We start from the raw sequence: 25,256 nt of genomic DNA, 5'->3' as shown, positions 1-25,256 counted from the left end.
AGGGAAAAACGGAGCCGGCACGTGCCGGCCCCGGGGCATAGCGACTGATTATGCCTGTTCTGCGTACTTGGCCAGGATCGGATCCTTGCTCATCAGGCTCAGGGTGGTGGCGTGAACCTGCTCGGCAGTCACGTCGGCACTCGGGAAGATCTCGCTGAAGTGCGCGTGGGTAACCGCAGCAAAGTGGTCACGATCTTCAACGTCGATACCCAGTACGACGGCATAGGTGGTCAGGGCTTCGCCTTCACCGCGGGCAACGTCTTCGGACAGCTCGCTCATAATGCTGCTCAGTACCAGCATCGGCTTGCCGTTGTAGGCCAGACGACCGCTGGTGTCACAGCCGTTGGTGCCGGAGGTCATGCCGAAGGTGGCGTTACCGGAGGTGCCGTTGGTGATGGAGGCGATCAGGTGGGAAGGCAGGCCGCTCTGACCTTCAAACAGCATGTTGCCCCAACCGCAACCGGGGCCGCCCGGTGCAACAGCAAAGACATTCATGGAGGCAGCAGCGAGCACAGTACCAATCAGGATCCGTTTCATGATGGAATTTCCGTTTTATGGGGGGGAGCTTGGAATCTAGCAAGTTCACCGCTTTCATTGCAATTGCATGACCTGATTGCTGCACTTTGATGTCGACTGGTTGGCTGAAAAGGGCGCGTTTGGTACTGTCCCGGCCGATCAGTCGGCGTCCGTTTGTTCCAGCTTGACCACCTCTGCTTCCAGCAGGGCAACCGCTCGCTCCAGTTCGGTGCGCAGCGCCGTGATCCAGTCGGGCATGCTGAGGGCGGCTTGCGGGTCTGTTCTGAACGCCTGCTCCAACTCGGCGCAGTGGCGCGATAGCCGGGTTGCGCCCATGGTGCCGGAGCTGCCCTTGAGCGTATGCAGGTGGTAGAGGATGGCGTCGATGTCGGCGTTGTCCACCTGCTGTTGCAGGTCGTCGAGCAGCCTATGCGTCTGATCGGGAAACACCAGCAGCACCGAGCGCAGCAGCGTCAGCTTGCCGCCAAAGCGGTCGAGTAATTCGTCGGGGGTTTCTATCTCAGGCGCGTCGCTCGCCGTTGCTGGCGCTGACCCGGCGACCTCGCCGTTGCACTGCCTGAGGATCACGGTGACCAGTTTCTCCAGGTCGATAGGTTTGCCGACATGGTCGTTCATACCGGCCTGCAGGCAGGCCTGGCGGTCGGTTTCTGCGGCGTTGGCTGTCATGGCGATAATGGGCATGCGTGCGCGGGTTCCGGCGGCGCGAATCCGGCGGGCGGCCTCAAGGCCGTCAATATCGGGCATCTGAATGTCCAACAGCACAACGTCAAAGCCCGGCTCACCTAGCGCTTTCTCCACGCCTTCAAGGCCGCCCTCGGCGAGCACCACGGTTGCCCCTTCGCCGGCCAGCAGCTCGCTGGCCACCTGGCGATTCAATGCGTTGTCTTCGACGACCAGCAGATGCAGTCCCTGCAGCCGCTGCGGCGCATTGGCGGTTGGCGCAACCGCTTCAGCCACGCCGTGCCGGTTGGCCTGTATCAGGCTGGAGACCAGCTGCCGCGCGGTGATGGGCTTGGTCAGAAAGCTGGCGAAGGGCGCGTCGCCGGCGCTGTGCTGCTCTGCCAGCACTTCGCGGCCGTGGGCCGTGACCATGATGATGGTGGGTTGCGGGCCGTGCTCGCCGACGGACTGCTGTATCAGGCGCGCCGCCTCCAGGCCGTTCATCTCGGGCATGCGCCAGTCCATCAGCACGGCATCGTAGGCAGTGTGCCGGCGCTTGACGCGTTCAATGGCCTCGGTGCCGCTGTGGGCCTGATCGGCCTGCCAGCCCAGCTCGGTTACCATTGCAGTCAGCATCTCCAGCGAGGTGGGGTTGTCGTCCACCACCAGCAGGTGCTGGTCTTGCAGTTCAGCGCGCGCTTGCTCCTTCAGTGTTCGGGGGCTGGCGATCTTGAGCTCAAGGTCAAACCAGAAACGGCTGCCCACGCCGGGCTGGCTCTCTACCTGCAGCTCACCGCCCATCAGGGCAACCAGCCGTTTGCAGATTACCAACCCCAGTCCGGTACCGCCAAAGCGCCGGGTGGTCGAGGCTTCTGCCTGGGTAAAACCGTCGAAGATGTGCTTCTGCTGCGCCGCGCTGATGCCGATGCCGGTATCGCTCACGGCAATGCGCAGGCGCACCTGCTCGGCGCTGCGGCTCAGCTGTTTGACACTGACGATGACCTGCCCCTGCTGGGTGAACTTCAGGGCATTGCCGGACAGGTTGATCAGCACCTGCTGCAGGCGCAGGCTGTCACCATGCAGGGCCGTGGGCAGGCTGCTGTCGATGTCGAACAGGACTTCCAGATCTTTCTGGCCCTGGTTGCCGGCCAGCACCACGGCAAGGTCGCGTAGCAGCATTTCCAGCTCGAAATCGTGGTGGTCCAGCTCCAGTTTGCCGGCTTCGATCTTGGAGTAGTCGAGGATGTCGTTGAGCAGGCCGAGCAGCGAGTGAGCTGCGCCCAGCGCCTTGAGCACGTAGTCGAGCTGGCGCGGATTCAGGCCGGTGCCCTGTACCAGCTTGAGCATGCCCAGCACGGCGTTCATCGGCGTGCGTATTTCATGACTCATGTTGGCCAGGAAGGCACTCTTGGCCTGGTTGGCGGCATCGGCCTGCTCCTTGGCCTCACGCAGGCGCGTTTCCTGCTCCAGCTGGGCGGTGATGTCACGGTTGATCCCGAGCACCGAGACGATTTGCCCGCAGGCGTCGTGCTCCACCTGTGCCTTGGCCTGGATGTGCAGCACCTTGCCGCTGGTCTTGACGATCCGAAAGGTCATGTCGAAATCGGCCTCGCCGCGGATCGCCCGCTGCAGGCCGTGCTCCAACCGGTCGGCGTCCTCCGGGTGCAGTCGCGCGCGCCAGTGGGCGTAGGTCAGCCCGCGTGTCTGGTCGTCGGCGGTGTAGTCGTACAGCTCAAGCATGCGCTCGTTCCACTGCAGCTGGCCGCTGTCCGGTACCCAGGTCCAGATGCCGAGGCCTGCGACCTCGGAGGCCAGCTGCAGCTGGTCCAGGGCGGCTGCGGTTTCGCGGCCCAGACGCAGCAGCTCGGACATGTCCAGGGCAATCCCCAGATAACCGACCAGCTGGCCATCGGCGTCGCGCATGGCCGTCACCACCAGCGTCACGGTGGTGCGGCTGCCGTCCTTTCGCACGTAGGTCCATTGACGTCTCTCGGCACCCTCCAGTTCGGGTTTGTGAACGAACACCCTGAAGCCCTCGATGGCCTCGCCGTATTCTGCGCTGAGTTCGTGACTGCGGGCTGCTACCTCATCGGGGTCGTGCAGCATGGCGGGTGTCTGCTGTCCGATCATCTGCTCCGCACGGTAGCCCAGCAGGTTCTCCGCACCCCTGTTGAACACCTGAATCACGCCTTGGGTGTCGGATGCGATGATCGACACCTCCGAGGCGGATTGCAGCACGTTGTTGAGCAGCAGATTTGCTTCGTGCAGCTCCCGTGTCCGCTCGGCGACCTGGCTTTCGAGGTTGGCGTTGAGCTCCAGAGTCCGCCGTTCCGCCTCTTTCTGCGCAGAAATGTCGCGCAGGGTGCTGGACAAACCGCTGACCCGGCCGTGGTCATCGAGCAGGGGAGAGACGGCACAGGACACGTCGATCAGATGCCCATCGCGATGCCGTCGCTGCGCATGGTAGTGGCTCAGCTGCTCACCACGGGCGATGCGCAGCTGGACGGCTGCTGCCTTCTCAGCGCTGGCTGTGGGAACCAGCATTGCAATCAGGTCGCGTCCCAGTGCCTCGCTGGCCGGGTAACCGAACATCTGCTCGGCGCCGTGGTTCCAACTGGTGATAAGGCCATCCAGGGACTGGCCTATGATGGCGTCGGCGGAGCTGTTGACGATGGCTGCCAGCCGGGCCTGCTGAATCCGCAGCTGGTGATGACGGAAGCGATTCACCCCGGCGACGCCGGTCAGCGCCGCCAGCAGCAGACTGGCCAACAGGCCGCCGCCGGCCACCAGCCAGGGCGAGGGCAGGTCCAGGGCGGCGACAAAGGCGGGGCCGGCCATCAACTCGATGTGCCAGCGCCGGCCATACACTTCGTGCTCTCTCCACTGGTGCAGGCCTTGGGTCAGGCCGCCTGCGGGCTCGTCGCCCTGATAGAAGTTGACCGGCGTGGCGGGGTCGGTGACGTCGCTCAGGCGAATCTGCAACCCGTCATTTTCCAGACTCAGCAGCAGGCTGCTCAATACGTCTTCGGTCAGTAGCGGCGCGTAGCTCCAGCCGTAGCCCTCGCGCAGCCGCGCTTCGACGCTGTCTGGTGTCGCGCCGGTGCGGTAGATGGGCATCAGGATCAGAAACGATTGCAAGGGCTTGCCCGTGGCCTGGACCAGGGTGATCGGGCCGGTCAGCTGCACGCTCCCGGTGGTCAGTGCGGCCAGGGCGGCGTTGCGGCGGTTGGTTTCCGACGCAATGTCCAGGCCGACCGCCTGCCGGTTGGAGGCTAGCGGCTCGATGTACTCAATGACGTAGCGCTCACCGTCGTGTGGCCGAAGCTGGCGGATGCTGAAGTCCGGCTCGCCGTCGGCACGGGCGCGGTCCAGATAGGCCGCCTGCTCGCTGACCGGCACGCGGCGGATAAAGCCGAAGCCGCGCGCGCCAGGAAACTCGCTGTCTTTGTCTCGAGTCCGCGCGTAGTTGGCGAATTGCTCGCGCGTCATGCTGTGTTCTCCGCCCGTCAGCAGCGCACCCCGGGCGCCGCGCAGCCCGTACTGGTACAACTCGATGCGTTTGGTCACCACTGTGGCTGCTTGGTCGGTGGCCGAGTGCAGCGCCTGTTCAACCTCCCGCGCGTTGTCGCGCGCTACCCACCCGCACGCCAGCAGCGTACAGGCGAGACCCGCCGCGAGGACCAGCAGGGCGGCGCGTCTGGGTGTGTAGAGGGTTGCTATCAATTGTCGTTATCGTCCCTGCTGACAGTGTTGGGTGCGCAGTTGCTGGCGTAGCTGGCTGAAGGGGATCGGTCGGCAATAGTGGTAACCCTGCATCAGCCTGCAGCCCTGTGCCTTCAGTGCCTCGGCCTGCTCGGCCGACTCGACGCCCTCGGCGATCAGCTCCAGCTCAAGGGCGTGGCCCATCTGCACGATGGCTTCGACAATCGCAGCATCACTGCGGTCGCTCAGCATGTCGCGGACGAAGCTCTGGTCGATTTTCAGTACGTCGATCGGCAGGTTCTTGATGTAGGCCAGGCTGGAATAACCGGTACCAAAGTCGTCCACGGCGATACGTACGCCCATCTGCTTGAGTTCGGTCAGCAGCGTGCGGGTATGCTCGATATCTCTGGCCATCACGCCCTCGGTGATCTCCAGCTCCAGCAGCTCTGGCGGCAGGCCGGTGTCGTGCAGTGCTTCCCTGACCATGGAGAGAAAGGACGGATCGCGAAACTGCACGGTAGAGATATTGACCCCGACGCAGATGCGCAGCCCGTCCTGCATCAGGGTATGGGCGTCGCAGCAGGCCTGCAGCATGACCTGACGACCGAGCGGGATGATCAGCCCGGTTTCCTCCGCCAGGGGGATGAAGTCGGCGGGTGAGACCATGCGTTCGCCCCGCTGCCAGCGCACCAGCGCCTCCATGCCATCGGCCGTGCCGAGCGCGGCGTCATACCGCGGCTGGTAGAACACGCTGAGTGCTCCACTGTTGAGCGCTTCGCGCAGGTGCACCTCCAGCTGGTGGCGCGCACGGGCATCAACCTCCAGATGCCTGGAGAAAAAGCGGTACAGGCCGCGCCCGCTCTGTTTGGCCTGGTACATGGCGGCCTCTGCATGGCGGAACAGTACATCCAGATTGTCGCCGTCCTCCGGGTAGACGCTGATGCCGGCACTGCAGGTCAGCTGCAGGCGGTGGCCATCAATGCTCAGCGGTTGCGCCACCACCCTCAGCAGTTCGTCGACGCGTTCGCCGAGCGCCTGCGAGGAGGTGAGATCAGGAATCATCAGCAGGAATTCGTCGCCGCCATGGCGGCTGAGGGTTTCGGTCGCCGGACAATGGCACTGCAGTCGGTGGGCCAGCTCGATCAGAATGCAGTCGCCCATGCGGTGGTTGATCGAGTCGTTGATGCCCTTGAAGTTGTCCAGATCCAGCAGCACCAGTGCGGCCTTGCCGTCTGTGGCGCGCGCGCTGTGCAGGGCCTGCTCTGCACGGTCGCCCAGCAAGGTGCGGTTGGGCAGGGCGGTCAGTTCGTCGTAGTAGGCCAGGCGCTTGGCCTCAGCTCGCAGCGCCAGTTGAGCCTTGGCTCGGGCGCGGACCACCGGCAGGCTGAGTGGCTTCTGAATGAAGTCGATGCCGCCGTATTCCAGCGCCATCAGCTCGTTGTCGGTCTGCGTGTGCGCGGTAACGAACACGATGGCGGCATCCCGCAGACGCGGGGTCGCCTTGATCGTCTTGCACAGCTGGAAGCCGCTCATGCCAGGCATCTGCACGTCCAGCAGGATCAGGTCCGGGTGATGGGCGTTGGCGAGTGCCAGCGCCGCAGCGCCGTCGTGGGCCGTGTAGATATCCCCCAGGTCGGCGACAGCCTCCTGCAGCAGCAGGGTGTCAGTGGGCTGATCGTCGACAATCAGGATGACTGGTACAGGAGCAAAGCCGTTCTCGCGCATGCACAGAGTCCATTGTTTGTCCGTTGCGCTCCTATCGCCGTGTCGCTGGCCTGAAGACGGGCGCAACTGTTTTGTCCCTGGCTTTCACCTTAGTTGACACACGCCCCTCTGTCGAAGTCGGGCTGACGATCTGGCGAGCGCTGATGCCTTGGTCGAGCAGACCCTATCTGGTGCAGTCATTTCTATCGCGCACCAAGCCTGTGCAGGTGCAGGCCGATAACCTGCGCCGCAGCCCGCCAACCGCGGTGGTAGAGCGCTGGCACGATCAATGCTTGCTGGTGTGCATGCTGGTATACAAGCTGGTATTCAAATGCGTGCAGATGCTTCGTGGTCGGTGCGCAGGCAGCTGGCAGCGCACACTCACCAAGGAGCTATCCATGTCGAGCATTGATCGTCGTACCCTTCTCAAACTCATGGGCCTGATTGGCGCCACCGCCGCCATGCCTTTCAGCGTGGCTCGTGCAGCCGATAATCCGCTGGTTGTCGGTTTTATTTATGTCGGCGCCCGTGATGACTTTGGCTACAACCAGGCGCATGCCGAGGCGGCCGCCATCATCAAGACGCTGCCGAATGTGGTGGTGATTGAAGAGGAGAACGTGCCCGAGACAGTTGCGGTGCAGAAATCCATGGAAGCGATGATCCGTCAGGACGGCGCTACCCTGATTTTCCCGACCTCCTTCGGTTACTTCGACCCCCATGTCATCAAGATGGCCGAGCGCTTCCCCGATGTGCACTTCGCCCACTGCGGCGGCCTGTGGACCGAAGGCGTGCACCCGACCAATGCCGGCAGCTTCTTTGGTTACATCGACGAAGGCCAGTATCTGAACGGCGTGGTTGCCGGCTTTGCCAGCAAGACCAAGAAGCTCGGTTTTATCGCCGCCAAGCCGGTACCGCAGGTGCTGCGCAACATCAACGCCTTTACCCTGGGCGCGCGCTCGGTTGACCCGGAGATTACGACCACCGTGATCTTTACCGGTGACTGGTCCTTGCCGATCAAGGAAGCCGAAGCGGCCAACAGCCTGATCGACCAAAGCTGTGACGTGCTGACCTGCCACGTCGATGGCCCCAAGGTCATCGTGGAGACTGCCGAGAAACGCGGCGCCATGACCTGTGGCTATCACGCCGATCAATCCGCGCTGGCGCCCAAGGGCTACCTGACCGGTGCCGAGTGGAACTGGGAAACCCCGTACCGCGCCCACGTGGCGGCGTCGCAGGCCGGTGAGCCGATGATCAACTTCCTGCGGGGCGGCCTGAAGGAAGGCTTCGTCAAGACCTCGCCCTACGGGCCGCTGGTCAGCGATGAGGCCAAGGCACGCGCTGACGCTGTCAAGGCGGAGATGCTGGCCGGTGGGTACGCCATCTTCCGCGGTCCGCTGAAGGACAATCAGGGCAATGAGGTGATCGCCGCCGGCACTGCGCTGGGTCAGACCGATGTCGTGCTGGAGAGCATGGACTATCTGGTCGAAGGCGTGCGCGGCCAGATTTGAGGTAGCTGATGAAACCTCGAAATGCGGTCTATCGGGCCGGGGGGCTGTTGCTCCCCGGTCTGCCAACCCTGCTCGCTGCGCTGACAACCTTTGTGCTGTTCATGCTGTTTTTGGCAGTGCAGGGCAAGCCTGCCTGGCAGGCCTGTCAGCTGGTGGTACAAGGGGCATTCGGCTCGGCCTTCGCCTGGGAAAACACCCTGCAACGTGCCGCGCCGCTGATGCTGACGGCGCTCTGCGTGGCGCTGCCGGCGCGGGCCGGCTTGATCATTATCGGCGGTGAAGGTGCGCTGGTGCTGGGTGGGCTGGCCGCAGCGGTAACGCCGCTCTGGCTGCCGGGCTTGCCGGTGGTGCCCTTGCTGCTGTGCATGGCGCTGTCGGCGATGGTGGTCGGTGGGTTCTGGATCGGTCTGAACGGCTGGATGCGCCAGAAACGCGGCCTGAATGAAACCATCGGCAGCCTGCTGCTTTCCTACGTTGCCATCGCGATCTTCAACCAACTGGTTGAAGGCCCGCTGCGTGACCCGGCCAGCCTTAACAAGCCCTCGACCATTCCGCTGGATGACAGCGTTATGATCGGCCCGATCAGTGACGCCTTTCAGGTGCACTGGGGGCTGGTGGTGGGGGTTATCGCCTGCTTACTTGCTCAGGTATTGGTGCGCAACAGCGTTACCGGTTTCTCGCTGCAGGTAGTCGGTGGCAACGTCCGCACCGCACGCATGATCGGTCTGCCGGTTGACCGGTTGGTGATTCTGACCTGTGTGCTGGGCGGCGCTTGCGCCGGCCTAGCCGGGATGTTTGAAGTGGCCGCCGTGCAGGGCAGTGCCAACGCGGCAATTATCGCCGGCTACGGTGCCAGCGGCATTCTGGTCGCCTTTGCGGCACGGCAGAACCCGCTGGCGATCATTGTCTGCGCCATCCTGCTGGGCGGCATCGAGGCCAGTGGCAGTCTGCTGCAGCGCCGACTCGGCCTGCCGAACGCCACCACGCTGATCCTGGAGGGGATTCTGTTTACCAGCCTGCTGGCCTGGGAAGCCTTGACCCCGCGCATCGTCGCCTGGCGCTTGCGTCTGAATGAGCGTGCCGAACAGACGCAGGAGGCGTTGCAACATGGCTGATCTTGATCTGGCGACTTTCTTTCTGGCCCTGCTGGCCGGTGCAATCCGGGTCGGTACACCGTTCATTTTTGTCAGCCTCGGCGAGTGCCTGACGGAGAAGAGCGGGCGCATCAACCTGGGTCTGGAAGGCATTCTGGTCAGTGGCGCGATGGCGGGGTACGCCGTGGCTTACCTGAGCGGTTCGGCCTGGACGGGCGTCTTGGCCGCCGGCGGCACCGGTTTGCTGCTCGGGCTGTTGCATGGGGCGATCTGTTCGCTGCCGCGGGTCAACGACATTGCTGTGGGTATCGCGCTGATGGTGCTGGGCACTGGCCTGGCCTTCTTCCTCGGCAAGAACTTTATCCAGCCACAGGCGCCGTCTTTGGTGGCCATCGGGCTGGGTGACTGGAGCGATGACGAGCGGGTGCGCTCGGCGCTCAGTATCAACGTGTTGTTCTTTATCGGCGTGGCACTGGCCTTTGCGCTGCATTGGGGCCTGCGTAGTACGCGCTGGGGTCTGATGCTGCGGCTGGTGGGTGACCATGCCGAATCGGCCCGTGCGCTGGGCTATCGCCCGGTGCTGGTGCGCATCGCCGCAACCGCAGCCGGCGGCTTTCTGGCCGGTATCGGCGGTGCCTACCTGTCGCTGTATTACCCGGGCAGCTGGAACGAAGGGCTGTCGAGCGGGCAGGGGATCATGGCGGTTGCGCTGGTGATCTTTGCCCGCTGGCAACCCATGCGCTGCCTGTGGGCGGCGCTGCTGTTCGGCGCTGCCGGTGCTATCGGCCCGGCCTTGCAGTCGGTCGGCATCAGCGCGGGTTACTACCTGTTTGCTGCTGCGCCCTACGCGCTCACGCTGGCAGTGATGTTCATCACCTGCCGGCCCAATCAAACCCTGAGCGGCGCCCCCGGCGAGCTCAGTCTGACTCGATAGGAGATACCCATGTCCAGTGGTCTTGGTGGTCTTAACAAGTCGCCTAACGGTGTTGTCATCGGCCTGGCGCAACTGGCCTTGCCTGATCCGCATACCCGTGCCGAGCTGTGGGAGCAGACCCAGAAGGTCGTTGCCATGGTTGGCAAGGCGCGGCGCAGTGTGGCCGGGATGGATCTGATCGTCTTCCCGGAATACTCGCTGCACGGCCTGTCGATGGATACCTCCGACGACATCATGTGCACCCTCGATGGCCCGGAAGTCAGCGCCCTGCGTCAGGCCTGCGTCGATAACGCAATCTGGGGCTGCTTCTCGATCATGGAAGCCAACCCCAACGGTAACCCCTACAACAGCGGCATTATCGTCAACGACCAGGGCGAGATTCAGTTGTATTACCGCAAGCTGCATCCGTGGGTCCCGGTCGAGCCGTGGGAGCCGGGTAATCTTGGGATTCCGGTCTGTGACGGACCCAAGGGCAGCAAGCTGGCGCTGATCATCTGCCACGACGGCATGTTCCCCGAGATGGCCCGAGAATGTGCTTACAAGGGCGCGGAAATCATGATCCGCACCGCCGGCTACACCGCGCCGATCCGTCATTCTTGGCAGATCACCAACCAGGCCAACAGCTTCTGCAACCTGATGCAGACCGCCAGCGTGTGCATGTGCGGCTCAGACGGCACCTTCGACTCCATGGGCGAGGCGATGTTTGTCGACTTCGACGGCACGCCGATGGCGGTGGGTGGCGGCCGTGCCGACGAGATTGTCAGCTGCGAAATGCGCCCGGATCTGGTGCGCGAAGCGCGTATTCACTGGGGCGTGGAAAACAACATCTATCAGTTCGGCCATCGCGGCTACACGGCCGTCAAGGGCGGCGCGCAGGATGCGCCCTACAGCTACATGCACGATCTGGTCGCTGGCAAATACCGGCTGCCCTGGGAAGACGAGGTGGTCCACACCGACGGTACCTCCTGCGGCTTTGACACACCCGAACGCACCTATCAACCGGCTGAGGAGCACTGAACCATGACCGAACGCTATCTGGACTCTGCTCCCTATCCCTGGCCCTACAACGGCAACCTGACGCCGGAAAATACGGCGTTGATCGTGATCGATATGCAGACCGATTTTTGCGGCAAGGGCGGCTATGTCGACTCGATGGGCTATGACCTGTCGCTGACCCGCGCACCGATCGAGCCGATCAGCCGGGTGCTGGAGGTGCTGCGCGAGCAGGGCTTCTGGATCATTCACACCCGTGAAGGGCATCGCCCGGATCTGTCTGATCTGCCGGCGAACAAGCGCTGGCGTTCGCAGCGTATCGGCGCGGGAATCGGAGACACCGGCCCCTGCGGGCGCATTCTGGTGCGCGGTGAGCCAGGCTGGGAAATCATTCCCGAGCTGGCCCCGCTGGATGGCGAGATCATCATCGACAAGCCCGGCAAAGGCTCGTTTTGCGCCACTGACCTGGAGTTGATCCTGCGTACCCGTGGCATCGAAAACATCATTCTGGCCGGCATCACCACGGACGTATGCGTGCACACCACCATGCGCGAGGCGAATGACCGCGGCTTTGAGTGCATCCTGCTGGAAGACTGCTGCGGCGCGACCGACCACGCCAACCACCTGGCGGCCTTGAGCATGGTCAAGATGCAGGGCGGCGTGTTCGGCGCGATTGGCGATTCGGCCATGCTGATCGACTGCCTCAAGCGGAGCTGAGCATGCGTGCCCTGAGTCTGGAAACCATCGGCGCCGGCAAGGTCTTCGGCAATTTTCGCGCGCTGGACAACGTCTCCATGCGTGTGCGCCCCGGCACCGTACACGCGCTGCTGGGTGAGAATGGCGCGGGCAAGAGCACGCTGGTCAAGGGGATCGTTGGCTACGGCCCGCTGGATGAGGGCAGTGTGCTGGTGGGCGGCAAGGAGCAGAGTATCCAGTCCCCGCGTGACTCCCATTCACTCGGCATCGGCATGGTCTATCAGCACTTTACTGTGGCCCCGGGGCTCAGCGTGGCGGAAAACCTGGTGCTGTCGCGCGGTGAACTGCCGTGGGCCGTCGACTGGAAACAGGAGAGGGCGGCGCTGACGGCCTTTATGGCGCGCATGCCGTTCAAGCTGGATATCGAGCGGGCGGTCAGCTCGCTGGCGGCCGGTGAAAAACAGAAGCTGGAGATTCTCAAGCAGCTGTATCTGGATCGCCGTTTCATCATTCTTGACGAGCCGACCTCGGTACTGACCCCGCAGGAGGCCGAAGAAGTGCTCGGCCTGATGCAGCAATTGGCCTATGCCGGCGAGCTGTCGGTGCTGATGATTACCCACAAGTTCGGCGAAGTGATGCGTTTTGCCGACGATGTAACCGTATTGCGGCGTGGGCAACTGGTCGGCAGCAAGGCGGTCGCCGACACCGATGAAGCGGAGCTATCGGCCTGGATGATGGGTGAGAGCCGCGAACAGCACACCGCGCTGGAGCGCGTGATACGTGAGGATGAGCGCACGCCGGGTTTGGAAGTCAGCAACCTGAAGGTGGCCAATGATCGCGGCACCCTGGCGGTGCGCGGGGTATCACTGTCGGTTTTGCCGGGCGAGATTGTCGGTATTGCCGGGATTTCCGGTAACGGCCAGCGTGAATTGACCGAAGCCCTGCTGGGCCAGCGACCGGCCAGCGCCGGCGAGGTGCGGGTCAACGGCCGCCCCTACAGCGCCAGTCGCGCCGAGATGCAGCGCGAAAAAGTCTACAGTCTGCCCGAAGAGCCGCTGCGCAACGCCTGCATTGCCGGCCTTAGCGTGGCGGAAAACCTCGCGCTGCGCGACTACGATCATGCACCGTTGTGCCGCAGCGGCTGGTTGATCAATCGCAAAGCGATCCGTGAGCGCGCGCGTGAGCTGATCAGCCGCTTTCAGGTCCGTCCGAATGACCCGGACCGGCCAATCGGCACCCTGTCCGGCGGTAATGTTCAGCGTGCCGTGCTGGCGCGGGAGCTGACCGAGGACGTGGCTGTGCTGATTGTCTCCAACCCGGTATTCGGGCTGGATTTCGCCTCGGTAGCACTGATTCACCGGCGTTTGCTGGAGGCGCGCAACCGCGGCGCGGCGGTGCTGCTGCTGAGTGAAGATCTGGACGAACTGCTGGAGCTGTCGGACCGCATCCTGGTTATCCACGATGGCGAAATCAATCACCAGACGGTCCCGGCCGAGGCTGAACGGCAGGTGCTCGGACGCTATATGGCGGGTACCGAACAAGCAGCTCAGCAGGTGGCAGGATGATCGAGGTAACCGCAGTACCCGATAACTTCAGCTTCGACCCGCAGCGCACCGCGCTGGTGGTTATCGACATGCAGCGCGACTTTATCGAACCCGGCGGCTTTGGCGCCGCGCTGGGCAATGATGTCACGCCGCTCGCGGCTATCATCCCGGCGGTGCAGCAGCTGCTGGCGCTGGGGCGTGAGGCTGGGCTGCTGGTGATTCACACCCGTGAGTCGCACCTGCCGGACTTGTCCGACTGTCCGCCGGCCAAGCGCGCTGGCGGGCCGCCGGGCATGCAGATTGGTGATGTCGGCCCGATGGGGCGAATTCTGGTGCGCGGCGAGCCCGGCAACCAGATTCTGGAAGCCGTTGCGCCGCTGGCGGGTGAGTGGGTGATCGATAAGCCCGGCAAGGGCATGTTCTATGCCACGGGCCTGCATGAGCGTCTGCAGCAGCAGGGCATCGACAGCCTGATCTTTGCGGGCGTCACCACCGAGGTCTGCGTGCAGACCAGCATGCGCGAGGCCAACGATCGCGGTTATCGCTGCCTGCTGATCGACGAGGCCACCGAAAGCTATTTCCCCGAATTTAAACAAGCCACGCTGGCCATGATTACCGCTCAGGGCGGTATCGTGGGCCGCGTTGCCCTCCTGCAGCAGCTGCAGGCACGTCTTGGAGTGCGTCATGACTGATATCAACCTGCCCGAGGTCGTCAAACAGGTAACCGAGGCGTTTATCGACTACGAGCGGGCGTTGCTGGTCAACGAGATGGAAACGCTGGATCACTACTTTTGGGACAGCGAACATACCGTGCGTTACGGCGTGGCCGAGAACCTGTATGGCGCGCAGGAGATCGCTGCCTATCGGCGGGTGTGTGTGCCGGTCGGGCCGGGTCGTGAGCTGTACAACACGGTGGTCAGTACCTTTGGTGAGGACTACGCCACCGTCAGCACCCAGTTCCGTGACGGCGAAACCGCTCGCGTCGGCCGGCAGATGCAGACCTGGGCGCGGATCGACGGGCGCTGGCAGGTCGTCGCCGCGCATGTCAGTATCGACCTGTCTTCACTTCAGGAATGAGCGCAGATGGCGCAATTGCAGGCTGTTTCCCTGGCCGATCAGGTCTATCAGCGGGTCAAGCAAGATATCTTTGATTTCGTCCTGCTGCCCCACGACCGTTTCAGTGAAAACCAGATAGCAGAGCGCTATGAGGTGTCACGTACACCCGTGCGCGATGCGCTGTACCGCCTGGAGCGCGAAGGTTACCTGGAAGTCGGCCTGCGCCGCGGTTGGTCGGTCAAGCCGCTGGATTTCGAGCGTATCGACGAACTCTACGAGGTGCGCATCAGCCTGGAATGCGCGGCATTGGACCGGCTTTGCGCGGCCGAAGACGTGCGTCAGGTGCTGGAACCCTTGATGCGCGTGTGGGTGGTTGCGCTGGATGAGCGACAAACGGGCATGCAGGTCATGGCCGAACTGGATGAGCAGTTTCACTTCGAGCTGCTGCGTCTGGCCGGCAACCGCGAGGCGGCGCGCATTCATCAGGAAGTCTGCGAGCGCATTCGTATCGTGCGGCGTCTGGATTTCTATCAGGCGCAGCGCATTGAAAAGACCTACGAAGAACACGCCGATATCCTCAAGGCAATTGCTGCACGACGGCGCGACGAGGCCAGTCGTCTACTGCGCGCACACATCGAACACAGCCGGCAGGAAGTGCACAAGATCAGCCTGTCGATGCTGGAGGCGGCGCGGCGCACCTACCGCGGCGATTAAGCTGCAGCCAAGAGCAACAGGAAAGCCCCGCACTGGCGGGGCTTTGGTGTTTCTGGGCTGCGTCAGGCGCGCAGAATCAGTGCCAGCGGGCCGCCGCCGTTGGGGCCTTGATGCTCTGCACCGCCGGAGACGAACAGCCGAGTGTCGCCCAGCCTGCCGGCCAGCACGCCACCAACCAGCGAGCGCGCGTGGCGCGAGCCGTTGATGTCGCTGTCGTCACTCATCACGTGACGGTTGCCGCGAATCTCGCCGGAGGCTGAGGGCTCGGCCTTGACCAGCAGGCCGGTGAGGTTATCGGCGGTGACGGTCAGCTGCGCGCCGCCGGGCATGCTGGCCAGCGCGCGGTCGATGGCGGCGGTATCCAGTGCGTCTTCCATCACTGCGTGGCCGATACGGTAGGCCGGGTCCCAGCCGGCGGCGTTCCCCAGCACCAGCACTTCATTACGCAGCAGCTCGATGCCGGCAGACGTACTGGCACGGGTGGAGTAGAGCGACCAGTCGCTGCAGATTTTCTCGTTGCTGAGCTGTTCTTCCATCAGATCGCCCAGGGCCACGGCCACGCCCAGTGCCGAGGCGCCACGCGAGTAGCCCATGGATTCGTAGGTATCGTGGCAGGCGGTGGTGTGCCCCCGGCTGGCGGCTTCGCTGATGCGCGAGGCGGTCAGCAGCGGGCACTTGATCTGCACAAAATGCACGTCGTCTTGATGCTGGATTCCGGCGCTGGCCATCGCGCGCGTCACGGCATCGCGGGTTTCATTGACCTGCTCCAGGCGGCCAATTTCTTCCGGCTTGAAGTCGCGGGTAAAGGCGACGCCAGCGGCCAGACCCGGCAGGCTGTAGTCGGCCTGCTCGCTGGCGTCGACTTCGAATACCAGCCAGTGCGGACTCAGGCCGCCTTCGGTGCCGCCGGACATGACGAAGGCGATGCGCTCCTCGACCTTGGCTTCGGACAAGGTCAGCTGCTGGGCAAAGAAGCGGCGCAGGGTGCTGGTGGCAAAGGCGCGGGTGAAGTCGTTGACGCAGCCATTGCCTTCGGTCTTGCCAAGCACGGCAATGACGCGGGTGGGATCGATCTGGCCTTGGCTGATGGCTTGGGCCAGGGTAGAGATGTCGTCCGGCGCGCTGGCGCTCAGACGGGTGACGCGCGTTTTCATGATGGGTACCTTATTCGAGAGTGTCAGTCGAGTTCGAAGCTGATGTCCTGGGCGCCTTCCCAGAGGGTCTTCAGACCGAGGGCGCGGAGGTTTTCCCGGCCCTCGATGATGGTCAGAAAGTGGTTGCCGGCCAGTTGTCCGAGCTTGCTGGAAAAGCTGCAGGCGCCGTAGGCCATGATGATCTCGGTCTCGCTGTAACCACCGGGATAAAACAGCACGTCGCCGACCGAGGGGTGGCTGGTGTGATTTTCGAAGCCGATAAGCTGCTCGCCGTTCTTCAACTGGTAGTCGCCCAGCGGCACCCAGGCGCCTTCACCACTCCAGCGTACGTGGATCAGTTTCTGGTGATAGGGCAGCAGCTTGAGAAAGGCGGCCACGGTGTCGGGGGCGTCGGCGTGGCATTCGGCAATAAAGTCGAAGCCGCCGGCGCTGATCTTGATGCGGGTCATGGGGTTTCCTTGGGTCAGGAACCGGGCTGGCCGATCCATTTGGTGACGGTGGGGGCTTGCCATTGGTCGATCTGCTCAAGCGCTTTGAGCGGGTCGGCTTCAAGAATCAGCATGTCGCAGTGCTCGATCTTCATGAAGCCTTCAGTCGTAGCGTGCAGCAGCAAGGCGCGTAGCGGCACAAAAAAGTCGCGCACGTTGAGGCAGGCCAGCGCCTTCTGGTGCTCGGCCAGCTGGGTCAGGGTGGCGACCTCGAACAGCTCTTCCAGCGTGCCCAGCCCGCCGGGCAGGGCGACAAAGGCATCGGCCAGCTCGGCCATGCGTGCCTTGCGCTCACGCATGCCGGAGACCACCTCGTGCCGGGTCAGGCCCGGATGCAGGTGGCCGCGCTCACGCAGGCGTTCGGTGATCACGCCGATCACCTCGCCGCCGGCGGCCAGGGCGGCATCGGCCACCACGCCCATCAGGCCCTTGGTGGTGCCGCCGTAGACCATGGTCTGACCGCGCTCGGCAATCGCCTGCCCGAGCTTTTTGGCGTGTTCGATATAGTCCTCATGGCTGCCGAAGTTGGAGCCGGAGAACACGGCAATACTGTTGATTGATGGGTTGCGGTTCATGCGGCCTCCGAGCCTTTGCCACGTTGGGTCCAGCTGGTGAAACGGTTTTCAAGCAGGGCCGAGACGGAATACAGGGCGACGCCCAGGGCAGCCAGAATGAACAGCCCGGCAAACACCAGGGGGACGTCGAAGTTGCCGCTGGCAATCATCATCACGTTGCCGATGCCCTTGTTGGAGGCCACGGTTTCCGCCAGTACGGTACCGATGAAGGCCGAGGTCAGGGCGATCTTCAGCGAGGCAAACAGATAGGGCAGGGTGCGCGGTAGGCCGACGTTCCAGAGAATGTCGCGCTTCTTGGCGCCGAGTACGCGCAGCACGTCTTCCAGCTCCGGCTCGGTGGTCGCCAGACCGGTTGCCACGTTGACCACCACCGGGAAGATACCAATGACCATCGAGGTCAGAATCGCCGGGATGGTGCCCGAGCCAAACCAGACTACGAAGATCGGTACCACAGCGACCTTGGGAATGCTGGAAAAGCCGACCAGCAATGGATAGGCGATATCGTAGGCGACCCGGGAGGAGCCGATGATCACGCCAATCAGCAGGCCGATTAACACACCGAGAAAGAAGCCGATGAGGGTGGTCATCAGCGTCTGCTGGGTGTGTGGCCAGAGGATCGGCATCTTGTCGATCAGCACGGCGGCGATCTGGCTGGGTACCGGTAGCACCAGCTCGGAAACACCGAGCAGGCGGCAGAGTACTTCCCAGAGCAGGAAGAAACCGATCATCGCCGAGAACGACAGCAGGTTGCGCCGCCAGCGCGGCAGGGGCTTGTTCATACGGATACCTCTTCAAGCGGACGGCGGGGCTCGCTGCTCTGCGTGCTGCCGGGCGCGCGCGCCTCGGCGATGCTCATGCGCAATTGCTGCACCAGGGTGGTGAAGTCCGGCTGGTAGCTGGATTCCAGGGTGCGCGGCCGGGCGAAGGTCACGCGCTGGTCTTCGATGATGCGGCCGGGGCGTGAACTCATGACGCAGATGCGGCTGGCCAGATAGGCCGACTCGCGCAGGTCGTGGGTCACCAGCAACACGGTCGGGCGGCGGTTGATCCACAGGTCTTGCATGGTGTCCCACAGCTCTTCGCGGGTGAACTGGTCGAGGGCGCCGAAGGGCTCGTCGAGCAGCAGAATATCGGGCTCATGCACCAGCGCCCGGCACAGGGACGCGCGTTGCAGCATGCCGCCGGACAACTGCCAGGGGCGCTTGTTGCCGAATCCGGCCAGGCCGACCTGCTCCAGCAGCGCCTCGGCGCGTTCGCGGAACTCGCCCTTGCGCTTGCGGCGGTAGTCCTGGCGGAACGGCTCGACGATCTTCAGCGGGATCATCACGTTGTCGAGAATACTCAGCCACGGCAGCATGGTCGGGTTCTGGAAGGCCAGGCCGAGGCGCTTGGCGTGGCTGCCGATGGCGCCCACTTCACGGCCACCGACAATCGCGGCACCGGCGGTCGGCTCCAGCAGGCCGGCGACCAGTTTGAGAATGGTGGACTTGCCGCAGCCGCTGGGGCCGACCAGGGCAACAAAATCGCCCTTGTCGATGCGCAGGGTGGTGTTGTCCAGCGCCACGACATTGCCGCCGTAACGCACGGTCACGTCGGACAGCTCGATCATCGGACGTTGGGCACTGGCTGATGGGGTGTCAGTCATGGCTTGCTCCTGTTGCACGGCCTCGGCGTGGAGCGCCGGGGCTGTCATAGGCCAGCGGCTCACCGCCGCGGCTCCGCAGTCGGGCGCACGCCCTCAGGCGTGCTCAGGATTGCGTCCGTGTAGTGTTCGGTGTTCTGCGGACGCGGCGTCGGCATCTGCTGGATATCTTTGACCGAGCGCCCCCAGCCGGCGGTCTCGGTGACCAGTTCGCCGTTGCGCATAACGAATTTGCCGCGCACCAGCGTGTGCAGCGGGTAACCCTTGACCGGGCGGCCATGCCAGGGCGAAATCTTGCTGGTGCTGTGCAGCTGGTTCTCCGAGAGGATGCCGCTGCGCTGCATATCGACAATGGCGATATCCGCGTCGGCTCCGGGGGTGATCACGCCTTTCTTGCCGTAGATGCCCCAGGCCTTGGCCGGGCTGACCGAACTCCAGCGCACGTAATCCATCAGGCTGGCGCGCTCGCGGTTGACCTCGGTGAGCATCAGCGCCATCTGCGTCTCGATGCCGGGGAAGCCGCAATCACACTCCCAGATGTTCTCGCGAGTCTTTTCTTCCGGGGCGTGCGGCGCGTGGTCGGTGGCGATCATGTCGATGGTGCCGTCCATCAGCGCATCCCACAGCGGCTGGTTGTGCCGGGGTTCGCGGATCGGCGGGTTCAGGCGCAGGATGCCGCCCAGCCGGTCGCTATGGTCGGTGTTGAGCAGCAGGTACTGTGGGCAGGTCTCAACGGTCACGTCCACGCCGCGGCGCTTGGCTTCACGAATCAGAAACAGCGAGTCGGCGGCGCTGTGGTGGGCAATGTGCACGCGCGCGCCGGTCCATTCAGCCAGGGTCAGCACACGGCCGATGGCCTCGATCTCGGCCACCACCGGGCGCGCGGCAAGGTGGGCCAGCGCGTCGATACGCCCGGCGTCCTGCATGCGCTTCTGGCGACGGGAGAGAATCGACGAGTTTTCCGCGTGTACGACGGTACGAATACCCAGTGGCGCCAGCTTTTCGAAGCCTTCCAGCAACGCGCCGTCGGTGGGCGCCGGCAGGTTGCCGAAGGTATTGCCGACAAACGCCTTGAAGCTGGTGCAGCCGGCGTCGACCAACTCTTCCAAGTGGCCGACGGTGTCGTCCCCCAGCAGGCCGTGAATACCGTAATCAACGTAGGACGACTCGGCGGCTTTCTGCTTCAGGCGCAGGGCTTCGATGGTGCCGGTCGGCGGGTTGGTGTTGGGCATGTCGAACACGGTAGTGACGCCACCGCAGGCGGCAGCTGCCGAGCCGGTCTTCCAGGTTTCCTTATGGGCGTAGCCCGGATCGCGGAAGTGGACGTGGCTGTCGATGGCGCCCGGCAGCAGGAACAGGCCATCAGCCTGTACGACTTCGCGTGCCGACGGCATTAGCTCGTCGCGGCCGACGGCGACGATCTTCTCGCCGTCAATCGCGACCGAGGCTTCGATAATCTGGTGGTCTGATACCACGCGGGCGCCGCGGATCAGCAGGTCAACTTGGTTCATAGGGTTCTCCTAAAGCATGGCCCAGCCGCCATCGACCGGGAGGTCGACGCCGGTGATCTGGCGGGAAACGTCGCTGCCGAGAAACAGGCAGGCATTGGCAACATCCTGGTCGGTGGAGACGCGCTTGAGCGCATAGTCGGCGGCGTGGCGGGTGGCCGCTTCCTCCGGGCTGATATCCAGCTGGGCGGCCATGTTGGCGCACACCTTGTCGCGAAAGCGCGGGCCGTCAACCATGCCGGGGGCGACGCAGTTGACGTTGATACCGTGCGGGCCGGCCTCCAGCGCAAAGCTCTTGGTAATACCGCGCAGGCCCCACTTGGAGGCGGAATAGGCCATGCGGCCGGCGCGGCCGCGCATGCCGAAGGTGCCGCCAACGTTGACGATCTTGCCGCTGCCCTGTTCGATCATGGCGGGCATGACCGCGCGCATGGTGTTGAAACAGCCGGTCATGTTGAGCTGAACGATCTCGTCGAACTCGCTCTGGGTGGTCTCCCAGCCGGTCTTGCCGATCGGGCCGGAGCCGCCCGCCACGTTGACCAGCACGTCGATGCGGCCGAAGCAGTCCAGTGCCGCGGCCGCAAGGGCCTCGGCGTCTGCACTGCGGGTCATGTCGCATGGCACCACTTCTACCTCGCTGCCTAGCTCGGTGACTTCCCGGGCGACCGGCGCGATAGCGTCCAGGTCGCGACCGGCGAGCACCAGGCGGGCGCCTTCGCGGGCGAAGGCGAGGGTGACGGCGCGGCCCATGCCTTTGGCCGGGCCGGTAATGACAACGACTTTGTCCTGCAGATCAAGATTCATCAGTAGCTCCCGTTGCTCACAGTTCGCTCGGGCGGTCAGCCCGTGGCGGCAGGAAGCTGCGGTCGAAGATCTGCGATGGTGCCGGCGCGTTCTCCAGCTGGTTGGCCTTGACCACGATGTCGATGTTCTTTTGCAGACGGTCGTCGCTGACGTCACCCAGGCCGATGTCGGCGATTTCCGGGTGGCTCATGTCGTTGCGCACGGTGGTCAGCATCTTGTCGGTTTCCACTTCGCGGTTGAGCAGCGGTTCACGGCGCATCAGCGCGTCGATGGCTTCTTCGGGGTTGGCTACAGCGTCCTGAATGGCCTGGTTAATGGCGGCAACAAAGCCACGCACGGCGCCTGGATGCTCGGCGATGAACTCCTGGGAGAAGAAGATTGAGTTGGAGTACAGGTCCATGCCGTGGTCGCCGTAGCGAATAAAGCGCAGTTGCTCATCCGGGTTGATGCCCATGCCCTTGGCGCTGAAGCTGATGGTGGTGATGTAACCGAAGGCGGCGTCGATCTGGCCGCGCATCAGCAGTTGCTCACGCAGGTTGGGCGCCATGTTGTTGATGGTGACCTTGGACTGGTCGATACCGGTCATCTCGGCGAAGGCCGGGAACAGCTTCAGTGCCGCGTCGTTGGCCGGTGCGCCGACGATCTTGCCTTCCAGATCCTGCGGTTCGGTGATCGGGCTGTCGCTTTTCACCGCGATGACGAACGGCGGGGTGTTGTAGATCATGTAGACGCCCACAGGCGCGCGCTCAGGCTGGGTCGAGGCCAGCTGGATCAGCGCATTGGTGTCGCCAAAGCCGGCATCGTAGACGCCGGAGGCGACCTTCGGAATGGACGCGGCCGAGCCTTCACCCTGGTCGATAGTGACGTTGAGGTCGTGCTCCTTGAAGTAGCCCTTGTCTTCGGCTAGGAAGAACCAGGCCTGGGCACCTTCGTATTTCCAGTTGAGTACCAGGTCGATATCGGTTGCGGCCTGCGCGCTGGCAGAGGCCAGCAGGCCGAGTCCGAGACTGAGGGCGGTGAGGGTGTTGGCCTGGCGTGGCCGACGGGCTTTCGATGACATGGTCATGACTCCTGTTGCATTGAGGTAAGAGCGGTATTGAGCGCAGCGGCCGTGGCGACAAAGCCGTGGCACTGGGCGACGAGAAAATGAACGGCGCGGCTGACATAGGCCGGGGAGGGCGTTGAGCAGGCGTCTCGCAGCAGAACGCAGTCGTAGCCGAGAAAGGCCGCATCCTGCAGGGACGAAAAAACACAGCGGTCTGTGTTGATGCCGGCAAACAGCAGGCTGGTGATGCCCTGCGCGCGTAGGATGCTGTCCAGCTCGTTATCCCAGAAGCCGCTGAGGCGGTGCTTGTACACATGGATATCGGCGGGTTCGATCTTCAGCTCGCTGATCACCTCCGCGCCCCAGGTTCCCTGCACCAGTGCCGGGCCGTGATCGATTGGCGAATGCTCGCCGTAGCCCACGCCGCTGGCGCTGCGCTTGCCGACGAAATGCACTACCGGCGGCAGGTTCAGCCGGTCAGCGCGGATGCCCCAGTTGAGCCAGATAACCCGGCCACCGGCAGCGCGCCAGGCCGGCAGCAGGCGCCGCAGGCGCGGGATGGGGCGCCGTGTTGCCTGCATGCTGGCCCCTTTTTGGGCAAACCAGCCTTCGGGGTGGCAGAAGTCGTTCTGCATATCCACCACCACCAGTGCGCTGGCGCCGATATCCAGCTCCAGGTTGCCCTGGTCGCTGGTGAACAGCAGCGGCGTTGGCGTGCGGGCTGGACGCAGCAGGCTGGTAACACCGTAATGCTGGTGCCAGGCGTTGTCGGGGTGGGGCCCGTAGGCCACGGGAGTGCCGGGAGTCTTTTTCATGCTGGCAGACGATGCAGCGCACATGCCATGAGTGACTATCAAATGTCGCCTTTTCGCGTGCGTTGCGTTGCCGATACGGCAACGGATATGCTGGCGCAAGGATGCCATCTGGCCCCCGGCAAATCGCTTGCGTGCAGGGGGTGGTGCTTTGGCCGCCGGGTTCGCGCGCCGCCACGTCTGTGGCGGGGCGGTGGCTGCGCCGGGCGCGCGGCCTTTGCACCGCCCGCGGGCAGGTTTCTGCACCGCTGCGGTGCTCGACGGGGCCGTGCTGGTCCGCATGACAGGAGCTGACATGAATCATCTGCGCTTTCTGCACTATCTGGATGAGGTGGCCAGAGTGGGCTCGATCCGCCAGGCTGCCGAGCGTCTGCACGTCGCGCCGTCGGCGGTGAATCGCCGTATTCAGGACCTGGAAGACGAACTGGGTACACCACTGTTCGAGCGTCTGCCGAGGGGCATGCGGCTGACGGCGGCCGGCGAGCTGTTTGTGCATTACATCCGCAGCCGGGCTGCGCATCTGGAGCAGGTGCGCTCCGAGATCGAGGACCTGCAGGGGCTGCGCCGCGGCCGGGTGCGGATCGTCGTCAGTCAGGCCGCCGCGGGTAGCTACCTGCCGGAACGTATCGCCGGCTTTCGGCAGCAGCATCCGCTGGTGGAGTTTCAGGTGCAGGTGGGCGATCACCATCGAGCGCTGGATGCGCTGCGCACCTTTGAGTCTGACCTGGCGTTCATCTTTCATCTGACGCCGGAGGCGGACATCGAGCGCTTGCACGATGTCGCCCAACCGCTGTGCGTGGTAATGCACCGCAGTCATCCGCTGGCGGCGGAGCCGGGGCGGGTCAGCCTGCGCCAGTGCCTGGACTATCCGGTGGTGCTGCCCGGCCGGGATACTGCCGGTCGTCAGCTGCTGGATACCTATCTGGCCCGGCGCTCGATCAAGCTGCGGGCGCTGATCGAGAGCAACAGCTTCGAGTTTCTGCTGGGTTACCTGCGCTACGAGCAGGCGCTGAGTTTTCAGATACAGATTGGCGTGCCCAGCGTGGGTGGCGAGCTGGTCAGTCGGGAGATTGCCGACCGTGGCTTTCCGTCGGCCAATCTGGTGCTGGCTTGCCTGCAGAATCGGCAGTTGCCGGTGGTGGCGTATGCCTTTGCCGAGTACCTGCGCAACTCGGCCGCGTGAGTCGGCGGATTGCCGGACGAGCCGGTGGTACAGTGCAGCCTGACAGTCAGGGCCGGAGAGAAGGCATGAGCCTGCAGAATACGCAGCTGAACGACAGCTGGACCTTGTATCAACGCCTGCGTGAGCAGACCCCGCTGGTGCAGTGCATTACCAATTACGTGGCGATGAACATGACCGCCAACGTGTTGCTGGCCGCCGGCGCGTCGCCGGCGATGGTGCACTGCGCCGAGGAGTCCGGTGAGTTTGCGGCTCTGGCATCAGCCTTGAGTATCAATATGGGCACGCCCTCGCCGCAGTGGGCTGAAGGCATGTACGCGGCCATCGCCGGCGCTCAGGCGGCCGGGGTGCCCTGGGTGCTTGATCCGGTGGCGCACGCGGCAACCGGGTTTCGCCGCCAGCTGGTGACCGCGCTTTTGGCCCGGCGGCCAACGGCCATTCGCGGCAATGCCTCGGAGATCATCGCGCTGGCCGGTGCCAGTGGGCAGGGCCGGGGCATGGATAGCGGCGACAGCGTAGAGAGCGCTGGCGAGGCTGCGCGTCAGCTGGCGCGCGCGCAGGGTTGCGTGGTGCTGGTGACCGGTGAGGTTGACCTGGCGACCGATGGCCAGCGCAGCCTGCGCATCGAGGGCGGCAGTGCGCTGATGCCGCAGGTGACTGCCATGGGCTGCGCGCTCAGTGCCCTGCTCGCCGGTTTTATTGGCGTTGCGCCGGGGCAGACGCTAGCTGCCGCCGTGGCCGCCGCCCAGGTGTTTGCGGCTGCCGGTCTTAAGGCCGAGCAGCATGCCCAAGGCCCGGGCAGCTTCCTGCCAGCCTTTCTTGATGCGTTGCACCTGTTGCAACCGAGTGATCTGCAGCGCTGCCCGGTCAGCGAACAGCTCTGATACCGCAGTCTGATGACGGAGT

23 protein-coding genes are annotated in these 25,256 nt (G+C 64.0%); 11 read left to right on the top strand and 12 right to left on the bottom strand.

Annotation, left to right across the window (positions count from 1 at the left end):
* Nucleotides 1–48: 48 nt before the first annotated feature.
* The 3 genes from ASB58_RS15255 to ASB58_RS15245 all read right to left on the bottom strand — a co-directional run bounded on the left by ASB58_RS15255 (nucleotide 49) and on the right by ASB58_RS15245 (nucleotide 6,624).
* Nucleotides 49–537, bottom strand: coding sequence for a DUF3015 domain-containing protein (locus ASB58_RS15255; RefSeq protein ID WP_096005520.1), 489 nt, complete (start codon nucleotides 535–537; stop codon nucleotides 49–51).
* 138 nt (nucleotides 538–675) lie between these two features.
* The gene (locus tag ASB58_RS15250; protein WP_235827316.1) at nucleotides 676–4,764 is read right to left on the bottom strand and encodes a PAS domain-containing hybrid sensor histidine kinase/response regulator; all 4,089 of its coding nucleotides are present in this window, start codon (nucleotides 4,762–4,764) and stop codon (nucleotides 676–678) included.
* 162 nt (nucleotides 4,765–4,926) lie between these two features.
* Nucleotides 4,927–6,624 (bottom strand): two-component system response regulator, encoded by a 1,698-nt coding sequence (locus tag ASB58_RS15245; RefSeq protein ID WP_118131476.1) that lies wholly within the window; start codon nucleotides 6,622–6,624, stop codon nucleotides 4,927–4,929.
* A 377-nt stretch (nucleotides 6,625–7,001) separates the two neighbouring features.
* On the opposite strand from ASB58_RS15245, the gene ASB58_RS15240 reads away from it, so the two are divergent.
* From ASB58_RS15240 to ASB58_RS15200, 9 genes are read left to right on the top strand one after another with little or no spacing between them, the layout of a single operon-like run.
* Nucleotides 7,002–8,111: a BMP family ABC transporter substrate-binding protein gene (locus ASB58_RS15240; protein ID WP_118131546.1), complete on the top strand. Its 1,110-nt coding sequence runs from the start codon at nucleotides 7,002–7,004 to the stop codon at nucleotides 8,109–8,111.
* 8 nt (nucleotides 8,112–8,119) lie between these two features.
* A complete protein-coding gene (locus tag ASB58_RS15235; protein WP_118131475.1) occupies nucleotides 8,120–9,226 on the top strand; it encodes an ABC transporter permease in 1,107 nt (368 codons plus the stop codon).
* Nucleotides 9,219–10,139, top strand: a complete 921-nt coding sequence (locus tag ASB58_RS15230) for an ABC transporter permease (RefSeq protein ID WP_118131474.1) — start codon at nucleotides 9,219–9,221, stop codon at nucleotides 10,137–10,139. Before ASB58_RS15235 ends, ASB58_RS15230 begins: the two co-directional genes overlap by 8 nt.
* A 9-nt stretch (nucleotides 10,140–10,148) precedes the next feature.
* On the top strand, nucleotides 10,149–11,156 hold the full coding sequence (locus ASB58_RS15225) for a formamidase (RefSeq protein ID WP_118131473.1): 1,008 nt from the start codon (nucleotides 10,149–10,151) through the stop codon (nucleotides 11,154–11,156).
* A gap of 3 nt (nucleotides 11,157–11,159) precedes the next feature.
* Entirely contained in the window at nucleotides 11,160–11,849 is a 690-nt protein-coding gene (biuH, locus tag ASB58_RS15220; RefSeq protein WP_118131472.1) for a biuret amidohydrolase, read from the top strand.
* A gap of 2 nt (nucleotides 11,850–11,851) precedes the next feature.
* Nucleotides 11,852–13,393 carry an ABC transporter ATP-binding protein gene (locus ASB58_RS15215; protein WP_118131471.1) on the top strand — a complete coding sequence of 514 codons (1,542 nt, stop codon included), beginning with the start codon at nucleotides 11,852–11,854 and terminating at the stop codon, nucleotides 13,391–13,393.
* Nucleotides 13,390–14,064 (top strand): cysteine hydrolase family protein, encoded by a 675-nt coding sequence (locus ASB58_RS15210; protein ID WP_118131470.1) that lies wholly within the window; start codon nucleotides 13,390–13,392, stop codon nucleotides 14,062–14,064. The genes ASB58_RS15215 and ASB58_RS15210 overlap by 4 nt, the downstream gene beginning before the upstream one ends.
* Nucleotides 14,057–14,449: an oxalurate catabolism protein HpxZ gene (gene hpxZ / locus ASB58_RS15205; RefSeq protein ID WP_118131469.1), complete on the top strand. Its 393-nt coding sequence runs from the start codon at nucleotides 14,057–14,059 to the stop codon at nucleotides 14,447–14,449. The genes ASB58_RS15210 and hpxZ overlap by 8 nt, the downstream gene beginning before the upstream one ends.
* A 6-nt stretch (nucleotides 14,450–14,455) precedes the next feature.
* Nucleotides 14,456–15,142, top strand: coding sequence for a GntR family transcriptional regulator (locus tag ASB58_RS15200; RefSeq protein ID WP_118131468.1), 687 nt, complete (start codon nucleotides 14,456–14,458; stop codon nucleotides 15,140–15,142).
* Nucleotides 15,143–15,204: 62 nt separating this feature from the next.
* Here the strand turns inward: ASB58_RS15200 and atzD are convergent, their stop codons facing one another.
* From atzD to ASB58_RS15155, 9 genes are read right to left on the bottom strand one after another with little or no spacing between them, the layout of a single operon-like run.
* Nucleotides 15,205–16,296 carry a cyanuric acid amidohydrolase gene (gene atzD / locus ASB58_RS15195; RefSeq protein ID WP_118131467.1) on the bottom strand — a complete coding sequence of 364 codons (1,092 nt, stop codon included), beginning with the start codon at nucleotides 16,294–16,296 and terminating at the stop codon, nucleotides 15,205–15,207.
* 23 nt (nucleotides 16,297–16,319) lie between these two features.
* Nucleotides 16,320–16,745, bottom strand: a complete 426-nt coding sequence (locus tag ASB58_RS15190) for a DUF3830 family protein (RefSeq protein WP_118131466.1) — start codon at nucleotides 16,743–16,745, stop codon at nucleotides 16,320–16,322.
* A gap of 14 nt (nucleotides 16,746–16,759) precedes the next feature.
* Entirely contained in the window at nucleotides 16,760–17,359 is a 600-nt protein-coding gene (locus ASB58_RS15185) for an LOG family protein (RefSeq protein WP_118131465.1), read from the bottom strand.
* A complete protein-coding gene (locus tag ASB58_RS15180; RefSeq protein ID WP_118131464.1) occupies nucleotides 17,356–18,138 on the bottom strand; it encodes an ABC transporter permease in 783 nt (260 codons plus the stop codon). The genes ASB58_RS15185 and ASB58_RS15180 overlap by 4 nt, the downstream gene beginning before the upstream one ends.
* The gene (locus tag ASB58_RS15175; protein ID WP_118131463.1) at nucleotides 18,135–19,004 is read right to left on the bottom strand and encodes an ABC transporter ATP-binding protein; all 870 of its coding nucleotides are present in this window, start codon (nucleotides 19,002–19,004) and stop codon (nucleotides 18,135–18,137) included. The genes ASB58_RS15180 and ASB58_RS15175 overlap by 4 nt, the downstream gene beginning before the upstream one ends.
* Nucleotides 19,005–19,063: 59 nt before the next feature.
* On the bottom strand, nucleotides 19,064–20,512 hold the full coding sequence (allB, locus tag ASB58_RS15170) for an allantoinase AllB (protein ID WP_118131462.1): 1,449 nt from the start codon (nucleotides 20,510–20,512) through the stop codon (nucleotides 19,064–19,066).
* A gap of 9 nt (nucleotides 20,513–20,521) precedes the next feature.
* On the bottom strand, nucleotides 20,522–21,313 hold the full coding sequence (locus ASB58_RS15165) for an SDR family NAD(P)-dependent oxidoreductase (protein WP_118131461.1): 792 nt from the start codon (nucleotides 21,311–21,313) through the stop codon (nucleotides 20,522–20,524).
* 16 nt (nucleotides 21,314–21,329) lie between these two features.
* Nucleotides 21,330–22,373, bottom strand: a complete 1,044-nt coding sequence (locus ASB58_RS15160) for an ABC transporter substrate-binding protein (protein ID WP_235827315.1) — start codon at nucleotides 22,371–22,373, stop codon at nucleotides 21,330–21,332.
* 2 nt (nucleotides 22,374–22,375) lie between these two features.
* Nucleotides 22,376–23,173 (bottom strand): cysteine hydrolase family protein, encoded by a 798-nt coding sequence (locus ASB58_RS15155; RefSeq protein ID WP_118131459.1) that lies wholly within the window; start codon nucleotides 23,171–23,173, stop codon nucleotides 22,376–22,378.
* Between the two features lie 292 nt (nucleotides 23,174–23,465).
* On the opposite strand from ASB58_RS15155, the gene ASB58_RS15150 reads away from it, so the two are divergent.
* Together ASB58_RS15150 and thiM are read left to right on the top strand one after the other, a co-directional pair.
* Nucleotides 23,466–24,353 (top strand): LysR family transcriptional regulator, encoded by an 888-nt coding sequence (locus tag ASB58_RS15150; protein ID WP_118131458.1) that lies wholly within the window; start codon nucleotides 23,466–23,468, stop codon nucleotides 24,351–24,353.
* A gap of 65 nt (nucleotides 24,354–24,418) precedes the next feature.
* A complete protein-coding gene (thiM, locus tag ASB58_RS15145; protein WP_118131457.1) occupies nucleotides 24,419–25,234 on the top strand; it encodes a hydroxyethylthiazole kinase in 816 nt (271 codons plus the stop codon).
* Nucleotides 25,235–25,256: the final 22 nt, after the last annotated feature.

It is taken from the genome of Pseudomonas abyssi (assembly GCF_003444685.1).
In the GTDB taxonomy this organism is placed as follows: domain Bacteria; phylum Pseudomonadota; class Gammaproteobacteria; order Pseudomonadales; family Pseudomonadaceae; genus Halopseudomonas; species Halopseudomonas abyssi.
This window is presented reverse-complemented; position numbering and strand designations above follow the sequence as displayed.

Excerpts from the sequence above, each read along its gene's own strand:
- ASB58_RS15175 (WP_118131463.1), bottom strand. The coding sequence starts at position 19,004 with ATGACTGACACCCCATCAGCCAGTGCCCAACGTCCGATGATCGAGCTG.
- ASB58_RS15200 (WP_118131468.1), top strand. The coding sequence starts at position 14,456 with ATGGCGCAATTGCAGGCTGTTTCCCTGGCCGATCAGGTCTATCAGCGG.
- ASB58_RS15240 (WP_118131546.1), top strand. The coding sequence starts at position 7,002 with ATGTCGAGCATTGATCGTCGTACCCTTCTCAAACTCATGGGCCTGATT.
- ASB58_RS15190 (WP_118131466.1), bottom strand. The coding sequence starts at position 16,745 with ATGACCCGCATCAAGATCAGCGCCGGCGGCTTCGACTTTATTGCCGAA.
- biuH (WP_118131472.1), top strand. The coding sequence starts at position 11,160 with ATGACCGAACGCTATCTGGACTCTGCTCCCTATCCCTGGCCCTACAAC.
- allB (WP_118131462.1), bottom strand. The coding sequence starts at position 20,512 with ATGAACCAAGTTGACCTGCTGATCCGCGGCGCCCGCGTGGTATCAGAC.
- ASB58_RS15225 (WP_118131473.1), top strand. The coding sequence starts at position 10,149 with ATGTCCAGTGGTCTTGGTGGTCTTAACAAGTCGCCTAACGGTGTTGTC.
- ASB58_RS15210 (WP_118131470.1), top strand. The coding sequence starts at position 13,390 with ATGATCGAGGTAACCGCAGTACCCGATAACTTCAGCTTCGACCCGCAG.
- ASB58_RS15215 (WP_118131471.1), top strand. The coding sequence starts at position 11,852 with ATGCGTGCCCTGAGTCTGGAAACCATCGGCGCCGGCAAGGTCTTCGGC.
- thiM (WP_118131457.1), top strand. The coding sequence starts at position 24,419 with ATGAGCCTGCAGAATACGCAGCTGAACGACAGCTGGACCTTGTATCAA.
- ASB58_RS15180 (WP_118131464.1), bottom strand. The coding sequence starts at position 18,138 with ATGAACAAGCCCCTGCCGCGCTGGCGGCGCAACCTGCTGTCGTTCTCG.
- ASB58_RS15150 (WP_118131458.1), top strand. The coding sequence starts at position 23,466 with ATGAATCATCTGCGCTTTCTGCACTATCTGGATGAGGTGGCCAGAGTG.
- ASB58_RS15160 (WP_235827315.1), bottom strand. The coding sequence starts at position 22,373 with ATGTCATCGAAAGCCCGTCGGCCACGCCAGGCCAACACCCTCACCGCC.
- ASB58_RS15235 (WP_118131475.1), top strand. The coding sequence starts at position 8,120 with ATGAAACCTCGAAATGCGGTCTATCGGGCCGGGGGGCTGTTGCTCCCC.
- atzD (WP_118131467.1), bottom strand. The coding sequence starts at position 16,296 with ATGAAAACGCGCGTCACCCGTCTGAGCGCCAGCGCGCCGGACGACATC.
- ASB58_RS15155 (WP_118131459.1), bottom strand. The coding sequence starts at position 23,173 with ATGAAAAAGACTCCCGGCACTCCCGTGGCCTACGGGCCCCACCCCGAC.
- ASB58_RS15255 (WP_096005520.1), bottom strand. The coding sequence starts at position 537 with ATGAAACGGATCCTGATTGGTACTGTGCTCGCTGCTGCCTCCATGAAT.
- ASB58_RS15185 (WP_118131465.1), bottom strand. The coding sequence starts at position 17,359 with ATGAACCGCAACCCATCAATCAACAGTATTGCCGTGTTCTCCGGCTCC.
- hpxZ (WP_118131469.1), top strand. The coding sequence starts at position 14,057 with ATGACTGATATCAACCTGCCCGAGGTCGTCAAACAGGTAACCGAGGCG.
- ASB58_RS15230 (WP_118131474.1), top strand. The coding sequence starts at position 9,219 with ATGGCTGATCTTGATCTGGCGACTTTCTTTCTGGCCCTGCTGGCCGGT.
- ASB58_RS15245 (WP_118131476.1), bottom strand. The coding sequence starts at position 6,624 with ATGCGCGAGAACGGCTTTGCTCCTGTACCAGTCATCCTGATTGTCGAC.
- ASB58_RS15165 (WP_118131461.1), bottom strand. The coding sequence starts at position 21,313 with ATGAATCTTGATCTGCAGGACAAAGTCGTTGTCATTACCGGCCCGGCC.